This is a genomic window from Escherichia sp. HH41S (genome assembly GCF_009820115.1).
GTDB classification, from domain to species: domain Bacteria; phylum Pseudomonadota; class Gammaproteobacteria; order Enterobacterales; family Enterobacteriaceae; genus Escherichia; species Escherichia coli_F.
The window spans coordinates 1-11,273 of the sequence record NZ_VNXE01000048.1; the positions used below are offsets into that span (position 1 = coordinate 1).

The 11,273-nt window shown below is 43.9% G+C and carries 16 protein-coding genes and 3 pseudogenes; 17 read left to right on the forward strand and 2 right to left on the reverse strand.

Annotated features, from left to right (window positions below):
- The 4 genes and pseudogenes from FQZ95_RS26350 to FQZ95_RS08660 form a co-directional block, all read left to right on the forward strand.
- Nucleotides 1-78, forward strand: a pseudogene (locus FQZ95_RS26350) (hypothetical protein); the annotation flags it as partial.
- 162 nt (nt 79-240) lie between these two features.
- Complete coding sequence (locus tag FQZ95_RS08650; RefSeq protein ID WP_000896722.1) at nt 241-1,476, forward strand: tyrosine-type recombinase/integrase; 1,236 nt, start codon at nt 241-243, stop codon at nt 1,474-1,476.
- A 1-nt stretch (nt 1,477) separates the two neighbouring features.
- On the forward strand, nt 1,478-1,708 hold the full coding sequence (locus FQZ95_RS08655) for a helix-turn-helix transcriptional regulator (RefSeq protein WP_000737990.1): 231 nt from the start codon (nt 1,478-1,480) through the stop codon (nt 1,706-1,708).
- Nucleotides 1,709-1,724: 16 nt separating this feature from the next.
- Nucleotides 1,725-2,546: a DUF2971 domain-containing protein gene (locus FQZ95_RS08660; RefSeq protein ID WP_016247984.1), complete on the forward strand. Its 822-nt coding sequence runs from the start codon at nt 1,725-1,727 to the stop codon at nt 2,544-2,546.
- 131 nt (nt 2,547-2,677) lie between these two features.
- Here the strand turns inward: FQZ95_RS08660 and FQZ95_RS08665 are convergent, their stop codons facing one another.
- Nucleotides 2,678-3,034: an SWIM zinc finger family protein gene (locus FQZ95_RS08665; protein ID WP_000872983.1), complete on the reverse strand. Its 357-nt coding sequence runs from the start codon at nt 3,032-3,034 to the stop codon at nt 2,678-2,680.
- 28 nt (nt 3,035-3,062) lie between these two features.
- Here FQZ95_RS08665 and FQZ95_RS26100 point away from each other — a divergent pair.
- The 12 genes and pseudogenes from FQZ95_RS26100 to FQZ95_RS08725 all read left to right on the forward strand — a co-directional run.
- Nucleotides 3,063-3,329: pseudogene (locus FQZ95_RS26100) on the forward strand (hypothetical protein); the annotation flags it as partial.
- Nucleotides 3,330-3,392: 63 nt separating this feature from the next.
- Nucleotides 3,393-3,596: a host cell division inhibitor Icd-like protein gene (locus FQZ95_RS08675; protein WP_016247985.1), complete on the forward strand. Its 204-nt coding sequence runs from the start codon at nt 3,393-3,395 to the stop codon at nt 3,594-3,596.
- Nucleotides 3,589-3,774 carry a hypothetical protein gene (locus FQZ95_RS08680; protein WP_160530097.1) on the forward strand — a complete coding sequence of 62 codons (186 nt, stop codon included), beginning with the start codon at nt 3,589-3,591 and terminating at the stop codon, nt 3,772-3,774. The genes FQZ95_RS08675 and FQZ95_RS08680 overlap by 8 nt, the downstream gene beginning before the upstream one ends.
- Nucleotides 3,774-3,965: a hypothetical protein gene (locus tag FQZ95_RS08685; RefSeq protein WP_001156310.1), complete on the forward strand. Its 192-nt coding sequence runs from the start codon at nt 3,774-3,776 to the stop codon at nt 3,963-3,965. Before FQZ95_RS08680 ends, FQZ95_RS08685 begins: the two co-directional genes overlap by 1 nt.
- Nucleotides 3,966-4,187: a hypothetical protein gene (locus FQZ95_RS08690; RefSeq protein WP_001091146.1), complete on the forward strand. Its 222-nt coding sequence runs from the start codon at nt 3,966-3,968 to the stop codon at nt 4,185-4,187.
- A gap of 17 nt (nt 4,188-4,204) precedes the next feature.
- Nucleotides 4,205-4,504 carry a DUF4222 domain-containing protein gene (locus tag FQZ95_RS08695; protein WP_000425298.1) on the forward strand — a complete coding sequence of 100 codons (300 nt, stop codon included), beginning with the start codon at nt 4,205-4,207 and terminating at the stop codon, nt 4,502-4,504.
- Complete coding sequence (locus FQZ95_RS08700) at nt 4,501-6,252, forward strand: DNA primase family protein (protein ID WP_001710058.1); 1,752 nt, start codon at nt 4,501-4,503, stop codon at nt 6,250-6,252. The genes FQZ95_RS08695 and FQZ95_RS08700 overlap by 4 nt, the downstream gene beginning before the upstream one ends.
- Before the next feature lie 289 nt (nt 6,253-6,541).
- Nucleotides 6,542-6,799 (forward strand): hypothetical protein, encoded by a 258-nt coding sequence (locus FQZ95_RS08705; protein ID WP_001356810.1) that lies wholly within the window; start codon nt 6,542-6,544, stop codon nt 6,797-6,799.
- Nucleotides 6,796-7,245, forward strand: a complete 450-nt coding sequence (locus FQZ95_RS08710; RefSeq protein ID WP_001710062.1) for a single-stranded DNA-binding protein — start codon at nt 6,796-6,798, stop codon at nt 7,243-7,245. Before FQZ95_RS08705 ends, FQZ95_RS08710 begins: the two co-directional genes overlap by 4 nt.
- 216 nt (nt 7,246-7,461) lie before the next feature.
- Nucleotides 7,462-8,502 (forward strand): major capsid protein, encoded by a 1,041-nt coding sequence (locus FQZ95_RS08715; protein WP_001710063.1) that lies wholly within the window; start codon nt 7,462-7,464, stop codon nt 8,500-8,502.
- A 9-nt stretch (nt 8,503-8,511) separates the two neighbouring features.
- Nucleotides 8,512-8,853, forward strand: a complete 342-nt coding sequence (locus FQZ95_RS08720; RefSeq protein WP_000190773.1) for a head decoration protein — start codon at nt 8,512-8,514, stop codon at nt 8,851-8,853.
- A gap of 11 nt (nt 8,854-8,864) precedes the next feature.
- Nucleotides 8,865-9,248, forward strand: a complete 384-nt coding sequence (locus FQZ95_RS08725; protein ID WP_001178671.1) for a helix-turn-helix transcriptional regulator — start codon at nt 8,865-8,867, stop codon at nt 9,246-9,248.
- A 598-nt stretch (nt 9,249-9,846) separates the two neighbouring features.
- Here FQZ95_RS08725 and FQZ95_RS08730 read toward each other — a convergent pair.
- A complete protein-coding gene (locus FQZ95_RS08730) occupies nt 9,847-10,989 on the reverse strand; it encodes a TIR domain-containing protein (protein WP_000688840.1) in 1,143 nt (380 codons plus the stop codon).
- Between the two features lie 209 nt (nt 10,990-11,198).
- Between FQZ95_RS08730 and FQZ95_RS26355 the strand changes: the two are divergent.
- Nucleotides 11,199-11,273: pseudogene (locus FQZ95_RS26355) on the forward strand (hypothetical protein); the annotation flags it as partial.

Here is an 11,273-nt window from a genome sequence, read left to right on the forward strand (position 1 = left end):
ATTGTTTCCGGTGAGGTTATCCGTTCCCGTGGCGGCTCCACCTCTGAATTTACGCCGGGATATGTCAAACCCAAGCACTTAGCATGGCTTTCTGAGGCTTTCGTGTAGTTGCTGGTTTTTACACTTAATCTTTTGATAATAAAGAATAAGTTTATCTGGCGCTTTCACTGAATTTTCCTCGTTATCTGTGTGTTGCAATCATCTCTGTATTGCAGCTTGTATTGCTTTTTGGGGCTAAAAATGGCTGGCGAGAACAAACTGAGCGACAAAGCGCTTAAAGGATATCTGGGGAAACCCAGAGAAAAGCAGATCACCATTGCTGATGGAAAGGGGCTTTCTATTCGTGTGAGTACTAAAGGGGCTGTGAGCTTTGTTTTCTTCTACAGGTTAGCAGGTGGCCGGGCTGCTCCGGTCTGGCTAACGTTGGGTAAATATCCTGATATGTCACTCAAACAGGCAAGGGAAAAGCGCGACGAGTGCCGTGGTTGGTTGGCTGACAAACGTGATCCGCGTATCCAGATTAAGATTCAGGCTGAAGAACGCTTAAAGCCGGTCACAGTGGAGGATGCACTAAATTACTGGTATGAAAATTACTGTAAGGTGCGTCGTAAAACTCATGCTGTAACGCTTGGCAGATTTCGAAAGCATATCTTTCCCTATATCGGTCATTTGCCCGTAAATGACACTCACCTATATGAATGGCTGGACTGTTTTGACCGAATTAAACGTAATGCACCAGTTATGGCGGCGTATGTTTTTTCTGACACTAAATTAGCTCTTCGTTTTTGTCGGGTACGCCAGTACGCGACGTGTGATGCTTTAAAGGATTTGCGCATGAGTGATGTGGGGCAGATTGCAGGTAAGCGGGATCGGGTTCTGGATGAAGCCGAACTCGGCCAGCTCTGGAAGGCAATTTTTGTCGAGCCTGATTTAAAACTAATGTCTGAATACACGCGAAAAATGTTTGTGCTTTGTACAGTATTTGGATGTCGAATGAGTGAAGCCCGATTATCAGAATGGAGCGAATGGGATCTCGAAAGTTGGGTTTGGACTGTGCCAAAAGATCACTCAAAAACTGGTGTTGAAATCGTCAGACCAGTACCTGAAATTCTACGACAGTGGGTAACGGATGTTCACGAAGAGACAAAACATACTGGTTATGTGCTGGGAAGTCTGCGAATTAGAGAAAGCGTAAGCAAGATTGGGGGGAAAATCGGTAAACGTTTGGGCCATGAAAAACAATGGTCACTACACGACCTTAGAAGAACGCTATCTACTCATCTAAGTGATCTCGGTGTTGAATTTTATGTAGTAGAACAACTGTTAGGCCATGCGCTACCTGGCGTGGCAGGTGTTTACAACCGGAGTAAGTTTATGGCTAAAAAACTGGATGCTCTGGAACTCTGGACTACATATCTCAATAGCATCGCAGCTGCTGATTCAAAAGTGACAATCCTCAAACAAAAGGCTGGTTAGCATGAAAAAAATGGCAATTGTTGATAAAAAGGGTCTGGAGTACATTCCTAACATTGACCGAATGATCCGTGAGAAAGAATGTCGGGAGCTAACTACTCTTGCGAACAGCACACGCTGGAAGCTGGAGAAGGAAGGAAAATTTCCTAAGCGGATCAAGATTGGTTCCACTGCTGTTGCATATCGTCTTTCAGAAGTGCAGGCATGGATTCGAGGTGAGTGGGAAACAACTTAACTATTAGGTGGGCATTGTGGCTATATTTCATTATACAGATCTTTTTGGTTTGAAAGGTATATTAGACTCTAATTCTTTATGGGCTACAAACATATATTTCTTAAATGATAAAGAGGAGTCTAACCATGGATGTGAATGCTTTCGAAATACAATTAAAATAGTTGATGACAATATCATTCCAAAAGATAAGAAAACTATTTTGCTCAAGTCTCTTGACATGTATGAGAAAGGGAGGTTACAAAAAGAAAAAGGGATTGATAAACATGTTTATAGCATCTCTTTTTGTAAGGAAAACGATAAGTTAAGTCAGTGGAGAGGTTACGGAAATAAACAGGGTGTTTGCATTGAGTTTGATGCGGATGAACTTGTGAGCTTTTCTCAAAATATTTATTTAAATTGTGTTGCACATGATGTTATATATTCAAATAATAACGATATTACTAAGATGAGTAAGGAGTTGGGAGAGTTTTTTTCTTGTAATGGTATTAATATTAAAGAAATGAATGATCATTTTGTAACAATGGTCTCTACGTATCAATTTATATCTAAATACATCCCATTTTTTAAACATCCTAGTTTTATCGAAGAGAATGAATTTAGATTGGTATTTACTCCGTGGATGCAAATGCCAGATGTGCACTTCAGAATAAATAATAATGGGATCATCCCTTATATCATCATTGATAATAAAGATAATAGAAAATTACCAATTAAAAGCATTACAATTGGCCCGACAAACGATTATGATTTCATTGAGGCTGGTATAAAAATGTTCTTGGATTCAAGAGGATTTAGTTCTGTGGAAATTAAATCCTCATCAATTCCATTCAGGGGGTAAGGATTAACACTTTTAATCTGTGATATTATAAAAATGGTGGATAAAGGCGACCAGAATTGGTCGCCAATGTGAGTATATAGTTAGCCTTAATCAGAATACGAGGTTATCGCCTGATAGGCAATGTGAACAGTTCAATATTTAGGTGGTTCAACAAGAGCGTTTATCATTGCTCTCAAATTATCGCGAACACTTATCCAAGTCTGTTCTGCTCGTTCTAACTCATCAGTGTACAACTTTAATGTTTTATCTATGCCATATGTGGCTATTAAATTTATAGCTTCTTGTAATTTTTCAGGATTATTCCTTCTTGGGGGAGTGAATATACCACGGATTTTTCCGGTAATTAAAGCTTTACGGTGTCTACATAGAATACCTTTACTTCCTGCTGGACAATTACAAGTCATGATTAGCGAGCCAGAATCGTTTGATACAGTGACTATGTATACATCCAAACTACTGCTACTTGTTGCGAAGAATTCGTATTTCATGTGTTAGCTCCTTGACTTCAATTATTCTTATCCTTTTGGTTCAATACCGCGCCGTAGCAGCTCTTTGCGCCCTAATTCTTTAAGCCAGTTGGCTAGGCTTATGCCGTCGCTCTGCGCTTCTTTGTCGAATTGCTCTTTTAACTCTGGAGAAATTCGCATTCTGAATTGTGGAGATTGCCCATCACCCTTAGGACTTTTATCGCGTTTGATCGTTGACAAGTGACCACCTATTGAATTAGCCTTTTCATTGTTAGGTGACCACCTTAACACGGGGGCACTTAAAAAAGCAAAGCCCGAAGGTGCTGGGAACACCAACGGGCTTCTAACCACCAACGATAGCAACAGTATCGAGGTAGCTATGAGAAATCATACCACACACCCGCAAGGGCGGGACCCGCACAACCTGAATAAATACATCTGGCGTTTTATCGCCTTGAGTACGGCACAACCGCGCATGATTACCATCGAGGCCATCAGCGAACAGGAAGCCCGCCAGCAATCCCCAACTGGCTGCGTGATGGTATTCGCCGCCCGTATTCGTCAGGAGGTGTGCCGTGCTTAAAACCTTCCGTGTATTTGCCCGAGCTGTTAACCCACTGGGCCACACAATTGGTATCACTCAGAACGTGAAGGCTGTTAATGTTCAGACGGCTATTGCTGCGGTGAGAAGCGAATCATCAGAATATGGCTTATCACAAGTCATTATTTCAGCAGTGTATGAATTAAAAGAGGTGCCTTAATGCAGGAAATCACATTACACGAAGCCGCTGAACGTGCGCACCAGACAGAAATTATTTGCCGCCTTCTTGAGGTATACCCGAACAAAATTACAGATGCTGATATATCCGCGCTGGCGAGCCTACTGGCGCGCCTTTCGGGAAGTGTCGCTAGTTTCCTGATTGAGGAAGAAAGTAAGCTGGTGGGGGATTAAATGAATACAGAACGGGAAGTCTTTTTTAAATTGTTAGCATGTGCAGAAAGTTCATTAACTTTAAATAATTCAGCAAAAGCAATATTAAATATGTGGCTTGATTGCATAAATGACAATGAAGATGCAAATATTGCTTATGGCCTGTTGTCACTTATTGATGAATCAGCAGAAAAACTCAATGACGCAATAAATAGTGCCCTGCTATCAAATAAGTCGAGTTAAGTCGAGGAATAAATAATATGGAAATGAAAAATTCTGGCTTTATTGCCAGCGGCCCCGCTCGGCCTGAATTTATGAACGGCGATATTTACCGCGATAAATACGGCGGCACGGTAACGATTAAAGGCGTGGCAGAACGGCGCATCACTTACCGCCGTGAGGGGTATAGCTATGACTGCGTGATGCCTGTTTATCAGTTCCGGCGTGATTTTTCCCTGGTATATGCCGCACCCCGCAGTAAGCCCATCAGCAGGGAAAAAGCGCGGGGAAACATCCAGAAAATGAAAAGCATGATTAACGCATTCAGGGGCAAAAAATGAAACTGGCACCGAACTTAAAAAAACAGCCACGCGACAGACTGACAGAGGTAATCATCTTTGCAGGTAGTGATGCGTGGAGCCATGCGAAAGAGTGGCGGGAATGGGCGGGTAAACATATTGCCGCCGACGATGTGCCGCCTGTCGTGCTGGCTGATGAGCAACTGAAAAATATCACCGATTACCGGATCATTGATGAAGATCGTCAGTGTGTGCGTGTTTACCGCGCAGGACATATCACAGAGCACAGCATGACGCAGATTGTTACGTTACTGGCTGTGGCTGGAGTGAAGACCGTACACGAATACGCGGGGATTACTGACACCAGCCCAGTGGATTTATCCGAGCAGTTGCCGCGACTCAAAGAGGAATGCGAGCGTGGGGAAAGTCTGGTGCTTAATCTTCCGACGAAGCAAAAGGCGCAACTTTCACAGATGGCAGACAGTGAACGTGCACAACTACTTGCCGATCGCTTTGATGGTGTGTGTGTTCATGCAGAAAGTGAAATCGTCCACGTATGGCGCGGCGGGGTATGGTGTCCGGTCAGCACAATGGAGCTGAGCCGCGAAATGGTGGCGATCTATTCAGAGCACAGGGCCACGTTCAGCAAACGTGTAATCAATAACGCCGTGGAAGCGTTAAAAGTTATTGCCGACCCCATGGGGGAGCCGTCCGGTGATTTGCTACCGTTCACTAATGGTGTGCTTAACCTGAAAACGGGGGAATTTTCTCCGCACTCGCCGGAGCACTGGAGCACCACGCACAATGGCATTGAGTACACGCCACCAGTAGCAGGGGAAAACATCCGCGATAATGCGCCAAATTTCCATAAATGGCTTGAACATGCTGCAAGAAAAGACCCGCGCAAGATGATGCGTATATGTGCCGCGTTATACATGATTATGGCGAACCGCTACGACTGGCAGATGTTCATTGAGGCCACCGGAGACGGGGGAAGCGGTAAGAGTACATTTACCCATATTGCCACCCTGCTTGCTGGCAAACAGAACACCGTAAGCGCGGAGATGACATCACTCGATGATGCAGGAGGGCGCGCGCAGGTTGTCGGGAGTCGTCTTATCGTCCTTGCCGATCAGCCGAAATATACGGGGGAAGGCACGGGCATCAAGAAAATCACGGGAGGCGATCCCGTTGAAATTAACCCGAAATATGAGAAGCGATTCACGACGATAATAAGGGCGGTGGTACTGGCAACCAATAACGACCCGATGATCTTTACCGAACGGGCCGGAGGTGTGTCACGCCGTCGGGTGATTTTCCGGTTCGACAACATTGTAAGGGAGGACGAAAAAGACAAGGAATTACCGGAAAAGATAGCGGCAGAAATCCCCGTAATTATCCGCCGCTTGCTGGCTAATTTTGCTGACCCTGAAAAGGCACGGGCTTTATTACTGGAACAGCGTGACGGTGATGAAGCTCTGGCAATAAAGCAGCAAACGGATCCGGTTGTTGAGCTTTGCGCGGCGCTGGAGTTTCTGGAGGAAGCTCGTGGGCTAATGATGGGCGGTGGTGGTGACACCGTGAAGTACACGACCAGAAACAGCCTTTACCGTGTCTATATGGCCTTCATGGCATACACAGGAAAGGGGAAATGTTTGAGCGTGAATGAGTTCGGAAAGGCTATGAGGTCAGCGGCGAAAGTTTACGGATATGAATATATTACGCGAAAAGTTAAGGGAGTCACGCAGACCAACGCAACGACTACTGATGATTGCGATGCGTTTTTATAAAAAATGGCAATGGTTATCTACCTTGTCTACCTGACTGAAAGAAAATACTTTTATTTCAATGTATTAATGCAGGTAGATAACTATTTTTCACTGTCTACCTGTTATCTACCTTATCTACCCATTTTTGTAGACAGGTAAGGAGACGGGTAGAGATGAGGTAGACAGCTATTTGGGGCTGTCTACCTCCCTGAAACCCGCGCCATTACTGGCCTGATAACTAATCAGGTAGACAAGGTAGACAAGGTGGTGGTGCACAAAAAACTTTTTAAACGAGGGGGTAAAAATAAAAATGCACACATCAGGAAAACTGAACAAACATATAAAGCCACATTACCGCGCCCTTGATATGGCTGAACACTGGCTAAGGGTGGCGATTAAGGCAATAGACCGTAACGCCGGGGAAGGATACGCGAAAGCACATCCCGAACTGATAAGCGCATTCATGACAACGGCGGCTGCAAACTTTGCCACGCTGACCGAACGGGAGATTGCTGAAGCGGAGGAAGTGACAACAATCAATATTAAGTCCGGAGAGCAGGCAGCATGACGGCGCAAATATCAGTTTACGGGCGGTTGGTGGACGACCCGCAGACAAAACAGACCAGCAAGGGCACCCCCATGACGCTGGCGCGTATGGCGGTATCACTGCCCTGCAGTCAGTCGGATGACGGTCTGGCGACGTTGTGGTTATCTGTCCTGGCGTTTGGCAGACAAGCCGACGCGCTGGCAAAGCATCACAAAGGCGAACTCCTGAGCGTGGCGGGTAACATGCAGATGAGCCAGTGGACTGGACAGAACGGCGAAACGCGGCAGGGCTGGCAGGTTATCGCAGACAGCGTAATCAGTGCGCGATCGGTGCGACCGGGCGGCAAAAAAGGCCAACAGGGGCAGGCTACTGACGCACTGAACAGAGCAAAACAACAGGCAGATCAGCAAGGAAGCCAGCCACCAGAGGGAGATAATGAGCAATGGGGAGATGATATCCCGTTTTAAATATTGCCAATAAAAAAAGCCGGAAAAAATAAATTTTCCGGCATGCTACATAAATCCCGACCAAAGGGAGTGAAGATATTAACACTAATTGTCCGCACTGAAGTTGTCACCCCAAAACTTTATACAACATTGCACTCGGTTGCATGTGTTCGCATGACAAATATCGGTGATAGCATATATCCACAATTATTTTTAATGAATGCAAAGAGGATGCGTATGGTTGATTTATATTCGCCTACTCAGCTTGTACAGGTAGTTAATGCTGTAGATGTACAAAAACAACTAAATGCGTTGTTTACCAGTTTGTTTTTTACTCGCTCGGTAATGTTTGAATCGCGCGATATTATTCTTGATACAATCGACGATCCAAATATCCCAATTGCAGCGTTTTGTTCTCCTATGGTGGGTAGTAAAGTTTCACGTGACGAAGGGTACGAATCAAAAACAATTCGTCCAGGCTATATGAAGCCGAAAAGCAGCATTGATCCAAATAAGTTAGCTGTGCGCCCTGCTGGTGTGTCACCTGAGCAATACAATGCTTTTGGGGCGCGTAATATTAAAGTTAAACAGGCGATTGTAAATCAGGCTAAAGCTATTCGTGCACGTATTGAATGGCTTGCTGTTCAGGCAATCACAACGGGGAAAAATATCATTGAGGGCGATGGTATTGAACGTTATGAGCTGGACTGGAATATAAAACCACAAAATATCATCACTCAGTCTGGCGGTACTGAGTGGTCAGGTAAGGATAAAGAAACTTTTGATCCAAATGATGATATTGAGAGCTACGCAGAATTTAGTGAGGGCGTCACTAATATCATCATTATGGGTGGTAATGTATGGAAGAAATACCGTTCATTCAGAGCGATAAAAGAGGCTTTGGATACCCGTCGTGGTTCTAATTCCGAACTGGAAACGGCCCTTAAAGACCTTGGTGATTCGGTGAGTTTTAAAGGGTATATGGGCGATGTTGCGATTGTTGTTTACAGCGGGCGTTATACCGACGAGGACGGAACAGAAAAACATTTCCTTGATCCTGATTTGATGGTGCTTGGCAATACGGCTCTTCAGGGGATTGTCGCCTATGGCGGTATTCAGGATCCGGAGCTAATCCGAATGGGGCTGACTAAAGCCGAACTTGCACCGAAAAACTATATTGTGCCTGGTGATCCGGCTATTGAATATGTGCAGACACATTCAGCACCACAGCCAATACCGGCCCGCATCAATCGTTTTGTTACCGTTCGCATTGGCTAAGGGGGAGCAATGGCTACTCATTACACTGAACTCATGGCTGGCACTGAAGCACTGGTGACTACGCTGGGGATATTTTCAGCTAATAAAGGGGTAATTCCTGCATTTACGCCACTGATGCAGGAAGATGCAACAGGTGCACTGGTGGTATGGGATGGTTCGAGCGTAGGTAAAGCGGTTTATGTTTCCGCTGTACAAATCGACACCGCGAAAAAAACACAGGCTCAGGTCTATAAGACAGGTGTCTTAAATGTTGATGCTCTGAACTGGCCTGAGTCTGTTAAAGAACTGTCAGTAAAGGTTGCAGCGTTTGTTGGCTCAGGTATTTCTGTTCAGCCGCTGGCTCGTGTGTAAAGGGGGATACAATGCAGAATGATTACAATGACCTTAAGCCAATTGCCGAAATGATGTACCCGAATCCAGCTGTAGAGGAATTAAAAGCTATCGCTGACAAAATGTGTTTAAGCGAGCGCCTTGTTGATATGAATCAGGTGATGGAAATTACAACCCTGAGTCGTCGTACACTGCTAAACCTTGAGGCTAGTGGAGAGTTCCCGGAGCGTGTGCAGGTTACGGAAGGGCGTAAGGCCTGGTATTTAAGTGAAGTGATCGACTGGATAAATAATATTCCTCGCGCTTCTGAATATTGCCGCGTACCTGTCCCAAAAAAGCCAGATGCGGCGCTATGCCTCAAGATTGAGCGTGTACGCCGCAATGCACGGGATGGTCGCTATAAGCTGATTGGTTGATGAAATTAGGGCCCGCTCTGGCTGGCGGGTCCTTTCCGGTGATCCAGAACGTTACGGGGCGTCAGGCGCGCAGTTTTTTGCTATTTGTGAAAATTTTCCTGTTTAAGGCGTTTCCGTTCTTCTTCGCCGTAACTTAATGTTTTTATTAAAAACACCCCCTAAAAAGAAAGGAAACGACAGGTGCTAAAAACAGGCTTTTTGGCCTCTGTCGTTTCCTTTCTCTGGTTTTGTTGCCATCCGTCGCGGTCTATCACCAGAAAAAATCTTATCCCTGAGTTGAATCAGGCACTATTCAGAAGCGGCCAATAACGCGCCGCTAGCTTCACTTCATAGTTATGGCCTACTTCTGCGCCATTGCAATTGCTTTATGCGCCTTGATGGTGGAATATAGAGCAAGCAGTTTGCGAATAACAAAGTTTCATATGTTTTTTGCTGTGTGGCTAGACAACTTTACAGCAGAGTTTTGTGTCAGTTCTTTATGTGTGCAAGCAAGCTTGAGGGGGAATTACTTCTGGCTGCATCTTTGCTTAAGAACAGCAATAATTTAATCATAAGGAAATGTATATAAGCCTGATTAAATTTCAGGCTTATTGAAATGTTAACTCCTTATTAGAGAGTAAATTCCATCCTCTTTAAGGAAGTCTATTACTTCAAAGAATGAGATAAAGAATTCCCAAGAACCAAAAGCATATGCATGAATTTCGTAAGGTGCAAAATGGAATCTAAATCCATCACTATTTATTGTGAACGAGTCTAAGTTACTATCCATGATACCCGTTGCAAACGTACTAATGTCGTCCTCACTTGGTTTTTCACCAGTTTTCTCCCAAAATTCACGAGCTGATTCAGAGATTATTTTTTGTTTTATCTTATTAATCGCTTCTTGCTCTTTCCCTTCGGTAAATACATCCCATAAACTAAATTTGTATGCGTAGTCATCCTTGGTTATTACGAAATTACTAGTTTCAAAATGACTGTTAGGGTGTGCTGCTCCCGCACCATACCAATGTACGGAATGAAGGATGCTCATGACATTTTCGTTACAGTATGAGATGTTATAACTTTCATTATAGGAACTAGTGTAAGTGTGTTTATATTCTTCATCCCAATATGGTGTTCCTGGCCATAATGATGTGCGTTCAGAAAAAATATGTAAAGCCGCTTTTCCTGAAAAGTAATCACTAATGAGTTTTGCTGATTTCGGTAATGTATGGCTTTCAATTCTTGGATATGCTATTTCAATTTCATGCCCTGGGATCTTGTTATATTCTTCCTTGAAAACCTCGCTGCTAAAGTTAAATGGCCCATAAGTGATACCTTGAGATATTTCAAGTTTTTGTTGCGATGCTGCTAATCTTAAAGATCTAGATAAAATGTCCCAACCATCATTTCTCTTAAAATCAATGAATTGGAGCTTGCTTGATATGTAGGCGGGTACTTCGCAATCATCAATAAGTAATGGTATCACGAACACATCATCTGGTTTGTAATACTTTAGTTTATCAATGGCGTCATTTATTTCGCGGCGAATATAACCATTTTTCTGAGTGCTCACTTTGCTAAGGATAAGGATTATCAAGTTTGAATTAGCGAAGTTTTTTTGGATTTCATAATCCCAGTTTACGCCAGCGGGTATATCTTTTACATCCATCCAAGGGGAATATCCTCCACTTTTTAGCCTTTCATAGATTTCTTCAGTTATCGTTTCATCTTCTTTTGCATGAGCAAGAAAAATTTTCATTGAATATTCCTTTATAATTTAACTAATTAAGTGAAGGAGGCTTTACTTGGCTGTGTTAGAAAAAATTCGGTTTGTTTTTTGTACGATGCCAAGAAGGCTTTTCCCTAACCATGTATTGCAGCATGTATTGCTACGTAATTCTGCACCCTCTCATTTATAAAATAAATCTCTGTTAAATCAAGTATCTTTTTTCTATTTGACTCATGTAACCCAAGCATGAAGTGAATCCGCAGATGACCCTGCGTCGCCTGCCGGATGAAGATCCGCAGAATCTGGCGGACCCG

Bases quoted from the DNA above. Each gene is read 5' to 3' on its own strand.
- FQZ95_RS08730 (WP_000688840.1), bottom strand. From the start codon at position 10,989: ATGAAAATTTTTCTTGCTCATGCAAAAGAAGATGAAACGATAACTGAA.
- FQZ95_RS08685 (WP_001156310.1), top strand. From the start codon at position 3,774: ATGCAGGAAATCACATTACACGAAGCCGCTGAACGTGCGCACCAGACA.
- FQZ95_RS08715 (WP_001710063.1), top strand. From the start codon at position 7,462: ATGGTTGATTTATATTCGCCTACTCAGCTTGTACAGGTAGTTAATGCT.
- FQZ95_RS08700 (WP_001710058.1), top strand. From the start codon at position 4,501: ATGAAACTGGCACCGAACTTAAAAAAACAGCCACGCGACAGACTGACA.
- FQZ95_RS08695 (WP_000425298.1), top strand. From the start codon at position 4,205: ATGGAAATGAAAAATTCTGGCTTTATTGCCAGCGGCCCCGCTCGGCCT.
- FQZ95_RS08675 (WP_016247985.1), top strand. From the start codon at position 3,393: ATGAGAAATCATACCACACACCCGCAAGGGCGGGACCCGCACAACCTG.
- FQZ95_RS08650 (WP_000896722.1), top strand. From the start codon at position 241: ATGGCTGGCGAGAACAAACTGAGCGACAAAGCGCTTAAAGGATATCTG.
- FQZ95_RS08705 (WP_001356810.1), top strand. From the start codon at position 6,542: ATGCACACATCAGGAAAACTGAACAAACATATAAAGCCACATTACCGC.
- FQZ95_RS08665 (WP_000872983.1), bottom strand. From the start codon at position 3,034: ATGAAATACGAATTCTTCGCAACAAGTAGCAGTAGTTTGGATGTATAC.
- FQZ95_RS08725 (WP_001178671.1), top strand. From the start codon at position 8,865: ATGCAGAATGATTACAATGACCTTAAGCCAATTGCCGAAATGATGTAC.
- FQZ95_RS08720 (WP_000190773.1), top strand. From the start codon at position 8,512: ATGGCTACTCATTACACTGAACTCATGGCTGGCACTGAAGCACTGGTG.
- FQZ95_RS08655 (WP_000737990.1), top strand. From the start codon at position 1,478: ATGAAAAAAATGGCAATTGTTGATAAAAAGGGTCTGGAGTACATTCCT.
- FQZ95_RS08710 (WP_001710062.1), top strand. From the start codon at position 6,796: ATGACGGCGCAAATATCAGTTTACGGGCGGTTGGTGGACGACCCGCAG.
- FQZ95_RS08690 (WP_001091146.1), top strand. From the start codon at position 3,966: ATGAATACAGAACGGGAAGTCTTTTTTAAATTGTTAGCATGTGCAGAA.